This is a genomic window from Achromobacter marplatensis (assembly GCF_049060505.1).
Classification (GTDB): domain Bacteria; phylum Pseudomonadota; class Gammaproteobacteria; order Burkholderiales; family Burkholderiaceae_B; genus Achromobacter; species Achromobacter marplatensis_A.
Genome location: NZ_JBMGRB010000002.1, coordinates 71,720 through 89,469, shown reverse-complemented (window position 1 = coordinate 89,469; position 17,750 = coordinate 71,720). Strand labels below are relative to the sequence as shown.

Genomic DNA, 17,750 nt, shown 5'->3' with positions numbered 1-17,750 from the left:
GTTCAGTCGGTGGCTTTGACCTTGAATTCGCTGACGATGGCGCCCCAGGCGTCGTATTCGGACTTCATCATGGCGCCGAAGGCGGCGGGCGTGGGCGTGGTCCGCACCTGGGCGCCCAGGTCGCCCAGCTTGTCGCGCACCGCCGTGTCGGCCAGCACGGCGTTCATCTCGCGGGCCAGCCGTTCCTGGATAGCGGGCGGGATGCCGGCGGGTGCGATCAGGCCCAGCCAGGCGCCCATGTCGAACCCCGGGAAGCCTTGCTCGGCCACGGTTGGCACGTCCGGCAGCATGGCGACGCGTTCGGGCGTGCTGACCGCCAGCGCCTTCAGCCGGCCCGACTTGACCATGGCCAGCGAGGACACCATCGTGTCGAAAGTCGCGGTGGTGCGGCCGCCGACGATGTCGGTCTGGCCCTGGCTGCTGCCCTTGTAGGGCACGTGGACCATGGTGGCGCCGGCCTTGGACAACAGCACGGCCGTGACCAGATGGCTGGTCGTGCCCATGCCGGTGGTGGCGTAGGTCAGCTGACCGGGCTTGGCCTTCGCCGCCGCCAGGAACCCCTTCAAGTCCCGGGCGGGGTTGTCGGGGCTGACGACGAACAGGTACGGCAGCCAGGTGATCAGGCCGATAGGCGCGAAGTCCTTGCGGGCGTCGTAGTTCAGGTTGGGATAGACGTGCGGGTTGATCGCCTGGGGGGCCGAGGCGCCGATCATCAGGGTGTAGCCGTCGGGCTTGGCGCGGGCGCCCAGGCCCGCGGCGATCGAGCCGCCCGCGCCAGGCTTGTTTTCGACGATGAATTGCTGACCCATGCGCTGGGCCAGCCGCTCGCTCAGCATGCGCGCAACGGTATCCGTCGCGGTGCCGGGCGGGAAGCCGACCAGGATGGTCACGGGTTTGGCGGGGTATGGGGCGTCCTGCGCCTGTGCCGCGGCACTGGTTGCCCACAGTGGGGCAGCCAGTGCCAACGCGACGGCTAGCCGGCGGCGCCGGGCAAAGGCAAGGGCGGGGGGATTGCGCATGGTTGTCTCCTGTCATGTTTTTCATGGCGGGAGCGCGCTGGCGCCGGCCCGCATCGGGGCGGGCTCCTCATCCTGCCCCGATGCCGTCCAAGGTGGCACAAGGGGCGGGGCGGTTCAATGCCCCGGGCGGCCAAGCAGATAGCGCGAAACGGCATGGGCGAGGCTGGCCGGGCGCATTCGGCCCGGGCGAGTCTCGCGCCTGCGCGGACGGGGCGGCGTTACACCGTCAGGCTGATCCAGGTGGTCTTCAGGTCTGAATACTTGTCCAGGGCATGCAGGGACTTGTCGCGGCCGAAGCCTGACTGCTTGACGCCGCCGAAAGGCACCGTGATATCGCCGTCGGCGTAGCAGTTGACCCAGACGAGGCCGGCGCGCAGGCGGCGCGACAGCCGGTGCGCGCGCGACAGGTTCGACGTCCACAGGCCGGCGCCCAGTCCATAGACCGAATCGTTGGCCAGGCGGACGGCATCGTCTTCGGTGGCGAAGCGCTGCGCCGCCAGCACCGGCCCGAAGATCTCTTCGCGGACCAGCGCGGAATCCTGGTTCGCGCAATCGAAGATGGTGGGTTCGATGTAGTAGCCGCCCGTCGCGGTGCGGGCCTGCTTGCCACCCATGCGCAGGCTGGCGCCATCGGCCTGGCCGGCCGCGATGCGGGCCAACACGCCTTGCATCTGGCGTTCGTCCACCATCGCGCCCATGGCGGTGGCGGGGTCCAGCGGATCGCCGGGCTGCAGGGTGGCGGCATAGGCGGCCACTTTGTCCATGAACGCGTCGTAGATGCCGTCCTGCACATACAGGCGGGACCCGGCGATGCAGACCTCGCCCTGGTTCGAGAAGATGGCCAGGGCCGCGGCCTGCGCGGCGCGGTCCAGGTCAGGGCAGTCGTCGAACACGATGTGGGGCGACTTGCCGCCGCATTCCAGCCACACGCGCTTCAAGTTCGATTCGCCGGAGTACGTCATGAACCGCTTGCCGGTAGCGGTGGATCCGGTAAAGGCCACGCAGTCCACGTCCGGGTGCAGGCCCAGCGCCTGGCCGGCCACCGCGCCCAATCCGGGCACGACGCTGAAGACGCCAGCGGGGATGCCGGCTTCCTCGGCCAGCGCCGCCAGCCGGATGGACGACAGCGAGGCCTGTTCGGCCGGCTTCAGGATGACGCTGTTGCCGGCGGCCAGCGCGGGCGCGACCTTCCAGGCGGCCATCATCAGCGGGTAGTTCCACGGCACCACGGCGGCTACCACGCCCAGCGGTTCGCGCGTGATGGTGGCCAGGGCATCGGGACCGGTCGGCGCGATCTCGTCGTAGATCTTGTCGATGGCTTCGGCGTACCAGGCGTAGCAGCGCGCCGTCTCGGGCACGTCGAATGCCAGCGCATCGCGGATGGGCTTGCCCATGTCCAGTGTTTCCAGCAGCGCAAGTTCTTCGGTGTGCTGGTTGATCAGGGCTGCCAGGCGCAGCAGGCGTTCCTTGCGTTGGCGCGGCGCAAGCCCGCTCCAGACGCCGGCGTCGAAGGCGCGGCGCGCGGCCTGCACGGCGCGGTCCACATCGGCCTGGCCGCAGGCGGCCACGTCGGTCAGCTTGCGGCCGTCGATGGGGCTGGACGCGGCGAAGGTCGCGCCATCGGCGGCGTCGCAATAGGCGCCGTCGATGTAGGCCCGGCCATTGAAGCGCAGGGCGGCGGCGCGGGCGTGCCAGGTGGCGGAGTCGTGGTGGCTCATGCGGGGGCTCCCGTGGAATTGGCGCGCGCGACCATGGCGTCCAGCAGCACGTTGCAGCCGGCTTCCAGGTCCGAGGGCTTGGCGTCTTCGATTTCGTTGTGGCTCACGCCGTCCTTGCAGGGCACGAAGATCATGGCGGTGGGCGTGACGCTGGCCATGTAGACCGCATCGTGGCCGGCGCCCGTCACGATGTCCATGGCGGGCAGGCCACGGCGGACCGCGCCGTCGCGCACTTTGCCGATCAGGTCCGGGTCGAACGGCGTGGGCGGGAAGTACTGCACTTGCTTGACGTCCACCGTTACGCCGTGGCGCTCGGCCACGTCGGTGCAGGCCGCCAGCCAGCGCGCGTCCATCTGCGTCAACGTGGCTTCGTCTTCATGGCGCAGGTCCACGGTGAAGCGCACCTGGCCGGGGATGACGTTGCGCGAACCGGGGTGCGCGTGGATCTCGCCGACGGTGCCGCGGCCATGGGGCTGATTGTCGTTGGCGATGCCGATGACCGATTGCAGCAAGAACGTGGTGGCGTATAGCGCGTCGCGGCGGATCGGCATGGGCGTCGGGCCGGCGTGCATTTCCATGCCGGTCACGACCACGTCGTACCAGCGCACCCCCAGCGAGCCCGTCACCACGCCGACCACCTTGTCTTCGTGTTCCAGGATCGGGCCTTGTTCGATATGCGCCTCGAAGTAGGCGCCCAGCGGGCGGCCGCCAACCGGGTCCGGGCCGGCGTAGCCGATGGCGGCCAGCTCGTCGGCGACCGACTTGCCGTCATGGTCGCGGGCGTTCAGCGCGGTTTCCAGCGGGAACTTGCCCGCGAATACGCCGGAACCCATCATCACGGGCAGGAAGCGCGAGCCTTCCTCGTTGGTCCAGATGGCCACTTCCAGCGGCGCCTCGGTGACGACGCCATGGTCGTTCAGGGTACGGATGACTTCCAGCCCGGCCAGCACGCCGTAGCAGCCGTCGAACCTGCCGCCGGTGGGCTGGGTGTCGATGTGGCTGCCGGTCATGACGGGCGCCAGGTTGTTGTCGCGGCCGGCGCGGCGCGCGAAGATATTGCCCACCTGGTCCACGCGCAGCGTCATGCCCGCGTCGCGCATCCACCCCGTGACCAGGTCGCGCCCCTGGCCGTCCAGCGCCGTCAGCGCCAGCCGGCAGTTGCCGCCCTTGGGCGTGGCGCCGATTTTGGCCAGGTCCATCAGCGACTGCCACAGCCGCTGCCCGTTGATTGATATCGTGGTCATCGTCATTGTTCCTGTGTCATGTTCCTGTGTCGTGTTCCCGTATTAATGCCCGGCCCGCGCGATGCGCGCTTGCGCGGCTTCGCGGATGCCCATGAGCGTTTCGCCCGGTGCGATGCCGTCGGCGTCGTAACGGATCTCAAGCAGCGCGGGCATGCTGTGTTCCTGGGCGAAGGCCAGCGCGCGCTCGAAGGCCGGGCCGAAATCCTCGGTCCGCTCGACGGCTTCGCCATAGCCGCCGTAACCGCGGATGATCTGCGTGAAGTCGGGGTTCTGGAAGCCCAGGGCGATCGTGCGCGCCGGGAATTCGCGTTCCTGGTGCGCGCGGATGGTGCCCCAGATGCCATTGTTGAACACCAGCACCACCACGCCCAGCTTGTACTGCAAGGCCACGCCCAGTTCCTGCATGTTCATCTGGAAGCAGCCGTCGCCGGCGTAGCAGACGACGGTGCGTTGGCGGTCTTCCAGCTTGGCCGAAATGGCGGCGGGCAGGCCGTAGCCCATCGAGCCGACCGTCGGGGTCAGGCTGGTGCCGGGGCCGGTGTAGCGGCGGTAGCGGTGCGGGTACAGCGCGTAGTTGCCCGCGCCCACGGTGATGCAGGCATCGGGCGGCACATGCGCGTCGACATAGGCGGCGGCTGCGTCCAGGCTCATGGGGCCGGGCGAGGGCAGCGGCGTCAGGCTGTCCACCAGTTCCCGGTGCGCGGCGCGCACGGCGTCGCCGCGCGGCGTAACGTGGCCGGGGGCCAGCGTGGCGACGCTGGCGGCAAAGCTGGCCACGTCGGCCACGATGGCTTGCGTGGGCGAGAACACGCGGCCCAGTTCGGCGGCGTCGGGGTAGACGTGGATCAGCTTCTGGCGCGGCAGCGGGCTTTCAATGACGGTATAGCCTTCGGTGGTGGCCTCGCCCAGGCGCGTGCCCACCGCCAGCACCAGGTCGGCGTCGCGCAGCCGTTGGCGCAGCGCGGGCGTCATCGCCCAGCCGACGTGCCCGGCCGCGTTGGGATGACGCTGGTCGAAGCACTCCAGGCGACGCCACGCGGTGCCTACCGGCAGCTCGAAGCGTTCGGCGAAACCGGCGATCTGTTCAATGGCGGTCTGCTGCCAGCCGTTGCCGCCCAGCAGCAGGAAGGGGCGTTCGGCCGCATCCAGCAATTGCGTCATGCGCGCCAGGTCGGCGGCGCCGGGGTGGCTGTGCACGCGCGGATAGCGCGGCAGGTCGGCCACCCGGGCGGTGCCCCACAGCGTGTCTTCGGGCAGGGCCAGCACCACCGGGCCGGGACGGCCGCTGGTGGCAACGGCGAACGCGCGGGAAATGTACTCGGGGATGCGGTCGGTGCGGTCGATCTGCGCCACCCACTTGGCCATCTGACCGAACATGCGGCGGTAGTCGATTTCCTGGAAGGCTTCGCGCTCCATGAAGTCGTTGCCCACCTGGCCGACGAACAGAATCATCGGCGTGGAGTCCTGGTAGGCGGTGTGCACGCCAATGCTGGCGTTGGTGGCGCCCGGACCGCGCGTCACGAAGCAGATGCCGGGCTCGCCGGTCAGCTTGCCGTAGGCCTCGGCCATATAGGCCGCGCCGCTTTCCTGGCGGCAGACGATCGGTTCGATGGCATCGGTGTGCTCGTTCAGCGCGTCGATGCAGGGCAGATAGCTTTCGCCGGGAATCATGAAGACGCGGCGCGCGCCGTGTATGCGCAATTGCTGCATCAAGATCTGACCGCCATTGCGTTCGGGTAATGCGGCTGACGTCATGCGGAGTCTCCTTGTTGCGGGACGGCCTGCGCCTGGCGCTCGGCGGCCCATCGTTCGAATTGGTCATGGCGCGCCAGCAGGCGGCGCGCGGTGTTGTAAGTCGGGGGATCGATACGCTCGGCGTCGTGGCGGCCGGCCTGCTGGGCCTCGAAGCGGGCCACGCAGTCGCGGGCCGCGGCGACGTCGGCGGTATTGGGCGTGAAGACCGCGTGGATCAGCGGGACCTGTTCGGCCACGGTGGCGCATTTCGATTTCAGGCCCAGGCGGCGCGCCCAGCGCAGGTCCGTCTCTAGCGCGGGCAGGTCGCGGTAGTTGAACGGGCAGTCGATCGGGATGCAGCCGGCGGCGGTGCAGTCCACCAGGAAGCGGGCGCGCACGGCGTGCAGTTCGATGCCGTCCTTGCCGCGTTCCGCGCCCAGGCTGGCGGTCAAGTCCTCGGCGGCCAGCAGGCAGGCGGACACGCGCGGGCTGGCGGTCAGGATGTCATGGGCGCGCACCAGCCCCAGCGCCGACTCCAGCGTGGGCACGATTTCGGTGCTGCCCGGCGCCAAGCCCAGCGTAGTTTCCAGCGCGGTGATGGCTTCGTCCAGCGCGATGATCTGCGCGGCGCTTTCGGCATGCGGCAGAAACACCGCGTCCGGCGCGCCGGGCATCACGCCGCGCAAGTCGGCCAGGCCGTCGTCTTCCAGCTTATTGATGCGCACGGCGGCCACCACGCCCCGGGCGCGGCAGCGGGCGAACAACGCGGCAATGCGCGGACGCGCCGCCGGGCGGTCGGCCGGCGCGGTGAATTCTTCCAGGTCGGCAACCAGGGCGTCGGCGCCGCTGGCCAGGCCCGTGGCCTGGGCGGCTGCGTCCAGGCCCGGCACGAACATCCAGCTGCGGCGCAGCGCCGCGGGCCGGCGGAGATAGGTGGAATGGGTCATTGCACGTGCCTCGGCAGGAACAGTACCAGTTCAGGAACAAAGGTCAGCAGCAGCATGACGGCGGTCATTGCCAGCATCATCCACGACAGGGGGCGCAGCGTCTGCATCATGTTGATGCCGCCGATCTTGCAGGCGGCCATCAGGTCGACCCCCACGGGCGGCGTGTTGGCGCCGATAGCCATGTTGATGGACAGCAGGATGCCGAAGTGCACCGGATCGATGTTGTAGTGGGCCAGCACGGGCATGACGACGGGCGCCACGATGATGATGACCGGGATGGCTTCCATGAACGTGCCCAGCAGCAACAGCACCACCGTCAGCACCAGCAGCACGGCCGTCTTGCTGTCAGTCCATTCCACCAGCAGGGTGGACAGCGCCTGCGGCACTTGTTCGGCCACCAGCACCCAGGCGAACAAGCCGGACGCGCCGATGATCAGCAGAATGGAGGCGCTGCTTTCGCCCGTGGACTTCAGGTTGTTCCACAGCGACTTCACGCTTAGCGTGCGGTACCAGAAAAAGCCGATCAGCAACGCGTAGACGATGGCGCTGGAGGCGGCTTCGGTGGCCGTGAAGATGCCGAAGCGGATGCCGCCGATGATCAGTACGGGCACCATCAGGGCGGGCAGGGCGTCGATGGCGGCGGCGCGCAGTTCGCCCCACGAGAAGGGTTGGCCGCCAGCCCAGTTGTGCTTGCGCGACTGCCAGATGGCCACGCCGATCAGCGACAGGCCCAGCAGAATGCCCGGGATGATGCCCGCGACGAACAGCTTGCCCACCGACGTGTCGGTGATGGTGCCGTAGACGATCAGCACGATGCTGGGCGGGATGATGGTGGACGTGGCGCCGGCGCTGCCGACCAGGGCGCAGGAAAAGCCCTTGTCGTAACCGCTGCGCGCCATGGCGGGCAGCAACAGGCTGCCGATGGCCACCACGTCGGCCACCCCGGAACCCGACAGCGCGCCGAACATCAGGCAGGCCAGCACGGCCACGACGGCCAGGCCGCCCTTGATGTCGCCGACGATGGCGGCGCACAGGCGCACGATGCGCTGGGTCAGGCCCGCGCTGTTCATGAGTTGCGCGGCCAGAATGAAGAGCGGGATCGCCAGCAAGGTGAAGCTGTCCAGCCCCACGACATACTGCTGCGCCGCCACCATCATGGGCGCGGCATCGTACACCGCCAGATAGACCAGGCAGGACAGCACCAGGCCGAATGCGATGGGCATGTCGATCAACACCGTGATCGTGAACACGCCCATCAGGAAGAGAGCACCCGAAGACATCTTGTTAATCCTTTGCCGCGGCGGGAGCGGGCGAGAACAGTTGCGCCAAATGCACCATGATGGTGATGGCGCAGGCGAACGGCAGCGCCAGGTAGACCGTGCCGGCGGACACGTCCAGCGCGGGCAGCGTCTGGTCCATCGTCAGCTCGGCCAGCTGCCAGCCGGCGTAGCCCAGCGCGGCCAGTCCGGCGATAACCAGCACCTGGTTGATGCGTTCGAACACATTCAGCACGCGCGGACTGCGCACGACGAAGGGCAGCAATCCGGCCATCAGGTGCGACCGTTCGTAGCTGCAGGCGACGCCGCCGATGAAGGCGGACCACACCAGGACCAGGCGCGGCAGTTCTTCGGCCCAATGGGGCGTGGTGTGGGTAACAAAGCGGGAAAACACCACATAAGTGATCAGGATCGCCAGCAAGGCCACCGCCAACGCGGCGAAGGCCTTGCTGATGCCCGACAGGATGGCGGACAGTCGGTTCAGCATTACCGGGCCTCGCGGTACTTCTGCACGATGGCCATCAGCTCGGGGCCGTAGGTGACCGAATAGGTTTTCCACACGGGCTGGACGGCCGCGGCAAAGGCGGCCTTGTCCACCTCGTTGACCTGCATGCCTTTTTCTTTCAGCTGCGCCACGAACTGCTGGTCGCCGTCGGTGATCATCTTGCGCTGGGCGTCGCGCCACTTATCGGCGGCGGCCTGCACGATCTTCTTGTCGTCGGCCGAAATGCGGTTCCATACCGGCTTGGAAACGATCAGGTTGGCCGGGCCCCAGACGTGACCGGTCAGCGACAGGTATTTCTGCACTTCGAAGAACGACGAGGTGTAGATGATGGACAGCGGGTTCTCCTGCGCATCGAATACCTTCTGCTGCAACGCCGAATACAGTTCGCCAAATGCCAGCGGGGCCGGGTTGGCGCCCAGCGCGGTGAAGGTGTCCAGGCGCATCTTGTCGGGCGTTACGCGGGTTTTCAGCCCGTTCAGGTCGGCGGGCTTGGCCACCGGGCCACGGTTGTTGGTGACGTGGCGGAAGCCGTTTTCCCACCACGAAACGATGGTCAGGTTCTTCTTGTCGGCCAGCTTGGCCAGCGCCTCGCCCAGTTCGCCGTCATAGGCTTTGTAGGCCTGCTGCGAGCTGGACCACGTGTAGGGCAGTTCCACCACGCCGAATTTGGGTTCGATCGGCTGCAGCGAGCCCGAGCCAATGATGGCCGCGCCCTGGCTGCCGATCTGCAGGCCTTCCAGCATGGTCTTTTCGTTGCCCAGCTGGCCGCTCGGGAACAGGATGAAGTTGACGCGGCCGGCGGTCTTTTCCTTGACCTCGGCGGCGAAGCCTTCGGCGGCCTTGTTCCAGCTGTGGCTGGGCGCCAGCACGTGGCCCAGTTTGATGTCCAGGGCGTGGGCCGACAACGGCGCCAGGCCCGCCATGGCGAAGACGGCGCCCGCCAGCAGGACGTTGGTTTTCTTGAGTTTTTGGATCATGGTGGGATTCCAGAAGCGAAAGGGGATGGATGGATAGGAGATCGAAGGCAGGGTGCGGCCCCGCTCAGTAGGATTGCCCCCGCATGGATGCGGGGTGGCCGGGCAAAGGAATGCGCGTGCCGGTATCGGTCAGGCCGTTGTCTCCGACGGCCAGCACCTGCAGCGTGGCATCCAGGAAATTGCCGACATACAGGTAGCGGCTGTCGGGGCTGAAGGCCACGCCCTCCGGTAGCGCGCCGACGTCGATGGCGTTGACCCGCGCGACGCGCCGGCCGTCGATGCGCAGCAGCACGATCTGGCCGCGGGGATGGTGGAACCATGCCGACGCCGGGTTGTTGGACCCCTGCACGATGGCCACGGCGGCATGCCGGCCATCGGGGCTGATGGCGATGCCTTCCGGGCCGTCTTCCACCATCAGGCGGTCAATGACGCGGGGCGGCGTGGCCGACAGGTCGACCACGCTGACGGAGTCCGCATGGCCATCGGACGCCGTGGGGCTGCCCATGTCCACCACCAGCGCCAGCGTGCCGTCTGGCGACACGACCAGGTTGAAGGGCACCAGGCCGGTGGTCAGGTCTTCGGCAGGGTCATGCGTGACGCGGGGCGCGGGGCCGTCTTCGTTGATGCGCAGGACGCCCAGCCGATGCGTGTCGGTCTTGACGACGAAGGCGCGGCGGCCATCGGCGGAAAACGAGACCGCGACCACGGGCGTGCCCACGTCGACTTCGCCGCAGGACTCGACGCGGCCATCGGCAATCTTCAACACCGACACGGAACGGCCGGCTTTGTTGGCGACCAGGGCCAGCGTTCCCGCGCGGTTGATGGACAAGCCGGACGGCTGCAGGCCGATCCGCAGTGTTTGCACCAAGACGGGCGGGTTTGCGCGCAAGTCGATCACGTGCAGGTCGCGGCCGGGCGTCGGCTGCCAGCCCGCGCCGTCGTCTTGTGCCGGCCACGCCATGGAATCGGCGACCAACGCCAGCCGCTGGTCCGGCGTGACGGCCAGATTGACCGGCGGGCCGAACAGCGAGTTGGGCAGCGGCAAGGTCGCCACCAGCGTGGGCGCGGCGGGATCGGCGGCGGCGTCGAAGATGCTGAGGGTGTCGCGCCCGGGGGCCAGGAAACGGATCTGGCCATCGTCCCAGGTGACTTTCTCGTCGTTACCGACCAGCAGGAAGTGGGGCGCCGATGTCATGCCGCCAACTCCTGGGGCTGCGGCACGGCCAGCGTCGCCCCGATCAGTTGGCGCGTATAGGGATGGACGGGCGAAAAATACACACGGTCCGCGTCGCCGCGTTCGACCACCCGGCCGCCCTGCAGCACGACGATCTGGTCCGCGATGTGCTGCACGACGGCCAGGTTGTGACTGATGAACAGGTAGCCCAGGCCGCGCTCGCGCTGCAATGCCATCAGCAGGTTCAGGATCTGGGCCTGCACCGATACGTCCAGCGCCGATGTGGGTTCGTCGCAGATCAGCAGTTGGGGTTCCAGCATCAGTGCGCGGGCGATGGCGACGCGCTGGCGCTGGCCGCCGGACAATTCCCGCGGATAGCGCGCCGCGAAAGCCGGAACCAGCCCCACGGCGTCCATCATCCGGCGCACTGAAGCCGCCTGGCTGGCGGCGTCGCCCATCCCGTGCACGCGCAACGGCGCGGTCAGGATTTCGTTGATGGTGCGGCGCGGATTCAGCGACGAGTACGGGTCCTGGAAGACCATCTGGATACGGCGGGCGCGGGCGCGCGCCGGCATTGCGGCCAGCGGTTGGCCGTCCAGCAGCGCCTGGCCCTGCGTTGGGGCCAACAGGCCCAGCATCAGTTTGGCGATAGTGGATTTGCCGCTGCCGGATTCGCCTACCAGGCCGATGGTCTGGCCGGCCGGCACGTGCAGGTCGATGTCGTGCAGGATGCGCGGCGCGGGGCGGCGCGAGAACAGACTGGCGCGGCCGTACTGGAAACACAGGCCATTCAGGCTGATGCTGGCGGAGGTCGGATTCATGCCGGGGCTCCTGCGCGCATGGCGCCGGGTTTGATGCAAAGACAGCGGTGCGCGCCCTGCACGCGGGCGGCGATCGGCTGCGCGCAGCGCGCTTCCGCCACCGGGCAGCGTTCTTGGAAGGCGCAGCCGCGGATGGCCGTGTCCAGCGATGGCACCGCGCCCGCGATGGTCGGCAGATCGGTGCGGGGCGCGGTGCGGCCGGGCTGCGGAATGCAGTTCAACAGCATGGCGGTGTAGGGGTGGCGGGGTTGTCCCAGCACATCCTGGACGCTGCCGGCTTCAACGATGTCGCCTGCGTACATGACGATGACGTGGTCGGCGATGCGCGCCACCAGCCCCATATCGTGCGAGATGAACACCATGCCCAAGCCGAATTCCGCCTGGATGTCGCGCAGCAGGTCCAGCAGCTCGGCCTGCACGGTCACGTCCAGCGCGGTAGTGGGCTCGTCGGCGATCAGCAGTTCCGGACCGCACATGAGCGCCATGGCGATCATCACGCGCTGGCGCAGGCCGCCGGATAGCTCGAATGGGTACTGCTTCATGCGGTCTTGCGGGTTGGCGATGCCGACGCGGCGCAGCAGGTATTCGGCGCGTTCGGCGGCCTGGCGGCGGCTGACCGGCTGGTGCCGCCGAAGCACGTCGATCAACTGCGTGCCGATCGGAAACACCGGATTCAGCGATGTCATCGGATCCTGGAAAATCATGGCGATGCGCGCTCCGCGCAACGCCGCCAGTTGGCGAGGCGTCAGGGCCGACAGGTCCTGGCCGGCAAATTCCAGCTTGGCCACGCGGCGGCGCGCGGCGGCGGGCAGCAAATCCAGCAGCGCCAGCGCGGTCAGCGATTTGCCGCAGCCCGATTCGCCGACGATGCACAGGGTCTTGCCGCGTTCCAGGCTGAAGTCCACCGCGCGCACGACGTGTTTGACGTGCGTGGGGGTGTGGATGTCGATGTGCAGGCCCTGGACCTGCAGAAGGGGGTGGCCGGTGGCGGTCATGGCGTCAGCCCTTTTTCATTTGGATGGCGCGCAGCGTCTCGCCCGCGCGGTTCACGCACAGGACCAGCACGAACAGCACGATGCTGGGAATGACCACGAGCGACGGCTGGAACAGCATGTTCTCTTTGCCCTCGGCGATCATCAGGCCCAGCGACGGCATCGGGGCCGGCACGCCCAGGCCCAGGAACGACAGCGACGCTTCCAGCGTGATCGCCATGGCGGCGTCCACCGTGCCGATGATGAGCAGGTTGCCCACCAGGTTGGGCAGGATGTCGCGCCAGATAATCTGCAAGTGCGTGCAGCCTTGCAGGCGCGACGCGGTGACGAACTCGGCGTTGCGCAGACCGGCCGCCATGGTGCGCGCAACCAGCGCATAGCGTTCCCATAGCAGCAGGCCCAGCACCAGCATCACGACGGTCAACGAGGCGCCCACCACCGACACCACGGCCAGCGCCACCAGGATGATGGGCAGCGCGAGGCGGGCGGTGATCAGGAACGACACGACGCGGTCGACGGTGCCGCCGAAGTAGCCCGCGACGACGCCCAGCGTCGTGCCGATCAGGCCGCCCATCAGCGCGACGGACAGGCCGATCAGCGCCGATACGCGCACGCCGTACAGGGCGCGGGCCAGCACGTCGCGGCCGAGTTGATCGGTGCCCAGGATGTGGTTCCAGTCTCCGCCTTCGGCCCACACGGGTTCTTGCAGCCGTGCCAGCAGGTCTTGGGAATACGGGTCGTGCGCAATCAGGTAGGGGCCGACCAGGCCGGCCAGCACCAGCAGCGCCAGCACGGCCAGGCCGATGCGGCGTCCGGCGCGGGCCATGCGGTCGCCGCGCGGCGCGGCGGGCAGGGAAGAAGAGAGGAGGGTGCTCATGAGGCGGCTCGCACGCGAGGATCCAGCCAACCATTGATCAAATCGGCGGCCAGGGTCAGGACGATGTAGATCAGCGCGAAGATCAGGATCAACGCCTGCATCGTGGGGAAGTCGCCGCGCAGGATGGACGTCCAGGCCAGCAGCCCGGCGCCGTTGATCGCGAAGACGGTTTCGATGACGACAGAACCGGCCAGCAGCGTGCCCATCTGGGCAGCCGCCAGCGACACCAGGGGGCGCAGGGCGTTGCGCAGCGCGTACTTGAGCACGACACTGGCGCCGCCCAGGCCCATGGCGCGGGCGGTGCGGATGTAGTCGGTGGCCAGCACCGTCTCCATTTCGGATTTCATCAGGCGCAGCATCGCCGGCATGGCGAAAAGCCCCAGCGCGATGACGGGCATCACGTAGTGTTTCCAGCTATCGAAGCCCGAGGCAGGCAGCCATTGGTTGCGCACGCTGAACACGATGATCAGCAGGAAAGCCAGGCAGAACGGCGGCATGGCCTGCGCGCAGGCCGACAGCAGCATGGTCGCGCGGTCGATCAGCGAGCCCTTGCGCAGTCCGGCCAGCACGCCCAGCGGAATTGCCAGCAACAGCGCGAACGCCATCGCGGCCAGGCCCAGCTTGGCGGTGGCGGGGAAGTGCTGGCCCAGCAATTCGGCCACGGGGCGGCTGAAGTACAGGCTGTCGCCAAAATCACCGCGCACGACGCCGGAAAGCCAACGGCCATACTGCACCAAAATCGGGTCGCTGAAGCCGTGCTGCTGCGACAGCCGGGCGGCGTCGGCGGCGCTGCCTTCACCGGCCAGGCGCGCGGCCGGATCGCCAGAGGCGAACACCAGCGAAAAGCTGATCAGCGATACGAACACCACCAGCAAGGCGGCAACCAGCAAGCGGCGAAACAGGAATGCAATCATGGGTCAACCTTTGTCGTGGCGCACCGATGCACCGATGCACCGGCACGCCGCCGGGCGGGACGCCGAAGCGCCCCGGCCGGACTAGCATCGCGCCGGCGCGGCGGCCCTCCGGATCAGTTCCAGGTGGCCTTGTAGAAGCGCGGGAATTCGTCGCCGTCTACCGAGAAGTTCAGGTCTTTGGCCTGCACCGCATTCAGCGAGTGATTCCACAGCGGCACCCAGTACGCCTGATCCGCCACGATCTTCTGGGCCGCCGCGTAGTTCTTGGCGCGCAGGTCGCGGTCTACCGACGTGTCGGCCGCTTCCAGGTACTTGATGACTTCGGGGTTGCGGGCCTGGTCGTCCGGGCCGCCGCGGAAGAAATTGCTGGTGGACAGCGCCGCGTCGGCGATGCCGTAAGAGCCCCAGTTGGACGACAGCATGGCGATTTTGCCGTCGCGCCAGTTGGTCATGGCGGTGCCGTACTGCTGTTCAACGAGGTTCAGCTTGATGCCGGCCTGCGCCATTTGCGCGGCGGCCGCGTCCAGGATGCTGCGCGGCGGGGCCGAGATCACCAGGTCCAGCGTGATGCCGTTGGGATAGCCGGCGGACGCCAGCAACTGCTTGGCGCGGGCCGGGTCGAATTTGTAGGTCTGCACGTCGGCCGCGCAACCGAACTGGGCCGGGTTGCATGCCGCGTTGATGACCTTCGAGGCGCCGCCCACCAGCGCGCGGCGGATCGCTTCGCGGTCAATCGCGTAGTTGATGGCTTGGCGCACTTCCTGCTTGGCCAGCGGCGACTTGCCGTCGTCGAAACGCGGATTCAGCGAGATATAGCTGATGCGCATGATGCTGCTGCTCTTGACCGTGACCGACGGCGTCTTCTCCATGCGGCGGGCCACGTCCGGCGGTACGCGCCAGATCCAGTCCAGGCCGCCGGACAGCAGTTCGGCGTACTGGGTGTTGGCGTCGGGCAGTACGCGCACCACCAGCTTTTTCACGGCCGGCTTGGCGCCGAAGTAGTCGTCGAAGCGCTCATAGACGTAGCGGCTGCCGGGTTGGCTGTCGGTCAGGCGGTACGGACCGGTGCCGATCGGCTTGGCGCCCATGTCGGACTGGTTGGCCTCGTAGTACTTGCGCGGGTAGATCGGCAGGTTCTCGGACAGCATCTCCAGCGCCAGCGGGTAGGGCGTCTTCATCTTGATGCGCACGGTGTCGTCGCCGGCCTTTTCGGCCTTGGCGATCCAGGCAACCTGGTTCTGGAAGCGCGCCTTGTAGCCGTCGGACGACACCAGATTCAGCGTGTACAGCACGTCGTCGATGGTCAGCAGCGACCCGTCGTGGAACTTCACATCGCGGCGGATGGGCAGTTCGATGGTGGTGTCGTCCACGAACTTGTAGCCCGTGGCGATGGCGGGGCCGAATTCACCCGTGTCCTGGTTTTTTTGCAGCAGCCCCGAGAAGACCATGCGCGCCAGCGCTAGGCCGGGACGGTCCGATTCCTTGTACGCGTCCAGCGTGGCGGGCGCCGCGTCGAAGGCGATGTTGAGGGAGTTGTCGGCCTTGTTGGCCTGGGCGGCATGGGCGCCTAGCGCCAATAGCGCCGCGCTTATTAGCTTCATGGTACGGGTCAGCTGCATGTTTTCACCTTGATGTGTTTTAAGTATTTGACGTACAGGTCTTACGGGGTCTTACGGGAACAGCAGGTACAGCAGGAACAGCGCAGACATGCAAAATCGCAGGCAAGCCGCTCCCCTTGCCGCAGGCGGCGCGCTTTGCGCCGGCGGTGCATGCACGGTCGGTAGGGAGAGAGGCCCGGGGCGTCCAGGCGGCGGGTTATCGGGTCATCAAATCATCGGATCCCAGCGTTGCCGAAGTCTTCCCGCAAGCGCGCCAGGATGCCGACCAGATGGTCGTGCATGGCATGGCGCGCGCGGATGGGATCGCGGTCGACGATGGCCGCGAGGATGCGTTCATGTTCTTTCTGCGCTTCGCTCCACACTTTGGTGGTCACGAAGTGTTCTTCCAGCCGGTGAAAGACCGGGCTGAGCGTGCTGAGGTGCCAGATGTGCGAGATGGCCGCCGCCAGCGCGGCATTGCCGCAGGCCGCGCCGATGGCGCTATGGAAGGCGCGGTCATGCACGCTGGGCGATTCGGTCAACGACATGCCTTCGTGCGCCACGCGGATCGCCGCGATCTGCGCGGGCGACGCCTTCTGCGCGGCCAGCGCGGCGCATTCCGGCTCGATCAGCAGGCGCGTTTCCAGCAGGTCGAAGGGGCCGATGTCGGTGGCTTCGACGCTGTCCGCCGGCGGGGGCAAGGGGGCGTCCTGGTAGCCGCCGTCTTCGCGCGGCGGGCAGACGAACACGCCGGTGCCGACGCGCACGTCCACATAACCCTCGATTTCCAGCGCGATCAGCGCTTCCCGCACTGACGCGCGGCTGACTTGCAACTGTTCCGCCAACTCTCGTTCGGCGGGCAATCTGCCGCCGGCGGGGAAATCGCCCGCCTTGATGCGCGCGGCGATCTGGTCGGCGATCATGCGGTAGAGGCGGGTCGAGGCTACGGCCTGAAGGGAAGTCATTGTGGCGGAGGAAGGAGTGTTTGGGGGGTAGAGCGTAATAGGTCCGGGGCGGCGGTGTCTTGCGCGGGATCGAAGGAGGGCGGAAATGGGGTTCAGGTGCCTGATGGTCCAGTGGTCAGGCCACTGGACGAAATGTACCGGACGACATTCCGCTTGGGAATCGGGAATCGCCCGTTTTCTATGGTTTTCAGGGAAAACCACTAGGATGTTGGCGGCTTGGCATGATGGGGCCGCCGTCCCCTACACTTGGCGTCTTTATCCGTTCGCCGATTCGCTCATGACTTCACCCCGCGCCAACGCGCCCCAGCCGACCTCTCAGCCGCGTCCGCCCCGGACCAAGCCTGCCGAAGTGCGCCTGGAGGAATTGATGGCCGCCGCCGAAAAGCTGTTCCTGGCTAACGGTGTGGAGGCCACCACGATCAGCAGCATCGTGGAAGAGGCCCAGGTCGCCAAGGGCACCTTCTACCATTACTTCGCGGCCAAGACCGACATGCTGGCGGCACTGGCCGCCCGCTACACGCGCCAGTACCTGGACGCGCTGGAGCGCGCCGTGGCCGCCTGCGAGGACGACGATTGGGCGGGCAAGCTGCAAGCCTGGATCCACGCCAGCATCCAGACCTACGTGGATACCTACCGCACGCATGACATCGTCTACGGCAACCACCACCATCACGACCGCCAGAACCCCGAAAAGAACGCGATCCTGGACCAATTGCTGCAGATCCTGCAGGGCGGAAAGGCGGCCGGCGCATGGCCGTTGCCGCAGCCCAGGATCACCGCCTTACTGATCTACTCGGGCGTGCACGGCGTAAGTGACGATGCCATCGCGGCGCGGTTGGACGATTGTTCGGCGTTCGCGCAGCGTGTGGCGGAAGACTGTCTGCGCATGCTGGGCGGGCCGGGCCCAGGGTCGGGGTCGGGAGGCCCCCCCGGCAAGACGCCCGCACGCCGTCGCTAGCCCGCTTTGGCTTTATCGCCGCAACAAAAG

16 protein-coding genes are annotated in these 17,750 nt (G+C 67.5%); 1 reads left to right on the top strand and 15 read right to left on the bottom strand.

Annotated features, from left to right (window positions below; all coding sequences use genetic code 11):
• Nucleotides 1-2: 2 nt before the first annotated feature.
• From ACI0FO_RS05225 to ACI0FO_RS05155, 15 genes are all read right to left on the bottom strand, one after another.
• Nucleotides 3-1,019, bottom strand: coding sequence for a Bug family tripartite tricarboxylate transporter substrate binding protein (locus ACI0FO_RS05225; RefSeq protein ID WP_416024691.1), 1,017 nt, complete (start codon nucleotides 1,017-1,019; stop codon nucleotides 3-5).
• Between the two features lie 218 nt (nucleotides 1,020-1,237).
• Nucleotides 1,238-2,737: an aldehyde dehydrogenase gene (locus tag ACI0FO_RS05220; protein WP_416024689.1), complete on the bottom strand. Its 1,500-nt coding sequence runs from the start codon at nucleotides 2,735-2,737 to the stop codon at nucleotides 1,238-1,240.
• Nucleotides 2,734-3,987: a Zn-dependent hydrolase gene (locus ACI0FO_RS05215; protein WP_416024687.1), complete on the bottom strand. Its 1,254-nt coding sequence runs from the start codon at nucleotides 3,985-3,987 to the stop codon at nucleotides 2,734-2,736. The genes ACI0FO_RS05220 and ACI0FO_RS05215 overlap by 4 nt, the downstream gene beginning before the upstream one ends.
• A gap of 36 nt (nucleotides 3,988-4,023) precedes the next feature.
• Nucleotides 4,024-5,736 carry a thiamine pyrophosphate-binding protein gene (locus ACI0FO_RS05210; protein ID WP_416024686.1) on the bottom strand — a complete coding sequence of 571 codons (1,713 nt, stop codon included), beginning with the start codon at nucleotides 5,734-5,736 and terminating at the stop codon, nucleotides 4,024-4,026.
• Entirely contained in the window at nucleotides 5,733-6,662 is a 930-nt protein-coding gene (locus ACI0FO_RS05205) for an HpcH/HpaI aldolase/citrate lyase family protein (protein WP_416024684.1), read from the bottom strand. The genes ACI0FO_RS05210 and ACI0FO_RS05205 overlap by 4 nt, the downstream gene beginning before the upstream one ends.
• A complete protein-coding gene (locus ACI0FO_RS05200) occupies nucleotides 6,659-7,942 on the bottom strand; it encodes a TRAP transporter large permease (RefSeq protein WP_416024682.1) in 1,284 nt (427 codons plus the stop codon). Before ACI0FO_RS05200 ends, ACI0FO_RS05205 begins: the two co-directional genes overlap by 4 nt.
• Nucleotides 7,943-7,946: 4 nt before the next feature.
• Entirely contained in the window at nucleotides 7,947-8,426 is a 480-nt protein-coding gene (locus ACI0FO_RS05195) for a TRAP transporter small permease (protein WP_416024680.1), read from the bottom strand.
• Entirely contained in the window at nucleotides 8,426-9,421 is a 996-nt protein-coding gene (locus ACI0FO_RS05190; RefSeq protein ID WP_416024679.1) for a DctP family TRAP transporter solute-binding subunit, read from the bottom strand. Before ACI0FO_RS05190 ends, ACI0FO_RS05195 begins: the two co-directional genes overlap by 1 nt.
• A 64-nt stretch (nucleotides 9,422-9,485) precedes the next feature.
• The gene (locus tag ACI0FO_RS05185; RefSeq protein ID WP_416024677.1) at nucleotides 9,486-10,616 is read right to left on the bottom strand and encodes a lactonase family protein; all 1,131 of its coding nucleotides are present in this window, start codon (nucleotides 10,614-10,616) and stop codon (nucleotides 9,486-9,488) included.
• On the bottom strand, nucleotides 10,613-11,416 hold the full coding sequence (locus tag ACI0FO_RS05180) for an ATP-binding cassette domain-containing protein (protein WP_416024675.1): 804 nt from the start codon (nucleotides 11,414-11,416) through the stop codon (nucleotides 10,613-10,615). The genes ACI0FO_RS05185 and ACI0FO_RS05180 overlap by 4 nt, the downstream gene beginning before the upstream one ends.
• Nucleotides 11,413-12,411: an ABC transporter ATP-binding protein gene (locus ACI0FO_RS05175; protein WP_416024673.1), complete on the bottom strand. Its 999-nt coding sequence runs from the start codon at nucleotides 12,409-12,411 to the stop codon at nucleotides 11,413-11,415. Before ACI0FO_RS05175 ends, ACI0FO_RS05180 begins: the two co-directional genes overlap by 4 nt.
• 4 nt (nucleotides 12,412-12,415) lie before the next feature.
• Complete coding sequence (locus ACI0FO_RS05170; RefSeq protein WP_416024671.1) at nucleotides 12,416-13,285, bottom strand: ABC transporter permease; 870 nt, start codon at nucleotides 13,283-13,285, stop codon at nucleotides 12,416-12,418.
• Nucleotides 13,282-14,199, bottom strand: a complete 918-nt coding sequence (locus tag ACI0FO_RS05165) for an ABC transporter permease (protein ID WP_416024669.1) — start codon at nucleotides 14,197-14,199, stop codon at nucleotides 13,282-13,284. Before ACI0FO_RS05165 ends, ACI0FO_RS05170 begins: the two co-directional genes overlap by 4 nt.
• A 113-nt stretch (nucleotides 14,200-14,312) precedes the next feature.
• Nucleotides 14,313-15,818 carry an ABC transporter substrate-binding protein gene (locus ACI0FO_RS05160; RefSeq protein WP_416024667.1) on the bottom strand — a complete coding sequence of 502 codons (1,506 nt, stop codon included), beginning with the start codon at nucleotides 15,816-15,818 and terminating at the stop codon, nucleotides 14,313-14,315.
• A gap of 212 nt (nucleotides 15,819-16,030) precedes the next feature.
• A complete protein-coding gene (locus ACI0FO_RS05155; protein WP_416024665.1) occupies nucleotides 16,031-16,762 on the bottom strand; it encodes a FadR/GntR family transcriptional regulator in 732 nt (243 codons plus the stop codon).
• Between the two features lie 367 nt (nucleotides 16,763-17,129).
• On the opposite strand from ACI0FO_RS05155, the gene ACI0FO_RS05150 reads away from it, so the two are divergent.
• Nucleotides 17,130-17,720 (top strand): TetR/AcrR family transcriptional regulator, encoded by a 591-nt coding sequence (locus tag ACI0FO_RS05150; RefSeq protein WP_416025646.1) that lies wholly within the window; start codon nucleotides 17,130-17,132, stop codon nucleotides 17,718-17,720.
• The last annotated feature ends 30 nt before the right edge of the window (nucleotides 17,721-17,750 follow it).

What these genes read in the sequence shown, in the direction of transcription:
- ACI0FO_RS05225 (WP_416024691.1), bottom strand. Translation starts at nt 1,019, where the DNA reads ATGCGCAATCCCCCCGCCCTTGCCTTTGCCCGGCGCCGCCGGCTAGCC.
- ACI0FO_RS05220 (WP_416024689.1), bottom strand. Translation starts at nt 2,737, where the DNA reads ATGAGCCACCACGACTCCGCCACCTGGCACGCCCGCGCCGCCGCCCTG.
- ACI0FO_RS05215 (WP_416024687.1), bottom strand. Translation starts at nt 3,987, where the DNA reads ATGACGATGACCACGATATCAATCAACGGGCAGCGGCTGTGGCAGTCG.
- ACI0FO_RS05210 (WP_416024686.1), bottom strand. Translation starts at nt 5,736, where the DNA reads ATGACGTCAGCCGCATTACCCGAACGCAATGGCGGTCAGATCTTGATG.
- ACI0FO_RS05205 (WP_416024684.1), bottom strand. Translation starts at nt 6,662, where the DNA reads ATGACCCATTCCACCTATCTCCGCCGGCCCGCGGCGCTGCGCCGCAGC.
- ACI0FO_RS05200 (WP_416024682.1), bottom strand. Translation starts at nt 7,942, where the DNA reads ATGTCTTCGGGTGCTCTCTTCCTGATGGGCGTGTTCACGATCACGGTG.
- ACI0FO_RS05195 (WP_416024680.1), bottom strand. Translation starts at nt 8,426, where the DNA reads ATGCTGAACCGACTGTCCGCCATCCTGTCGGGCATCAGCAAGGCCTTC.
- ACI0FO_RS05190 (WP_416024679.1), bottom strand. Translation starts at nt 9,421, where the DNA reads ATGATCCAAAAACTCAAGAAAACCAACGTCCTGCTGGCGGGCGCCGTC.
- ACI0FO_RS05185 (WP_416024677.1), bottom strand. Translation starts at nt 10,616, where the DNA reads ATGACATCGGCGCCCCACTTCCTGCTGGTCGGTAACGACGAGAAAGTC.
- ACI0FO_RS05180 (WP_416024675.1), bottom strand. Translation starts at nt 11,416, where the DNA reads ATGAATCCGACCTCCGCCAGCATCAGCCTGAATGGCCTGTGTTTCCAG.
- ACI0FO_RS05175 (WP_416024673.1), bottom strand. Translation starts at nt 12,411, where the DNA reads ATGACCGCCACCGGCCACCCCCTTCTGCAGGTCCAGGGCCTGCACATC.
- ACI0FO_RS05170 (WP_416024671.1), bottom strand. Translation starts at nt 13,285, where the DNA reads ATGAGCACCCTCCTCTCTTCTTCCCTGCCCGCCGCGCCGCGCGGCGAC.
- ACI0FO_RS05165 (WP_416024669.1), bottom strand. Translation starts at nt 14,199, where the DNA reads ATGATTGCATTCCTGTTTCGCCGCTTGCTGGTTGCCGCCTTGCTGGTG.
- ACI0FO_RS05160 (WP_416024667.1), bottom strand. Translation starts at nt 15,818, where the DNA reads ATGCAGCTGACCCGTACCATGAAGCTAATAAGCGCGGCGCTATTGGCG.
- ACI0FO_RS05155 (WP_416024665.1), bottom strand. Translation starts at nt 16,762, where the DNA reads ATGACTTCCCTTCAGGCCGTAGCCTCGACCCGCCTCTACCGCATGATC.
- ACI0FO_RS05150 (WP_416025646.1), top strand. Translation starts at nt 17,130, where the DNA reads ATGGCCGCCGCCGAAAAGCTGTTCCTGGCTAACGGTGTGGAGGCCACC.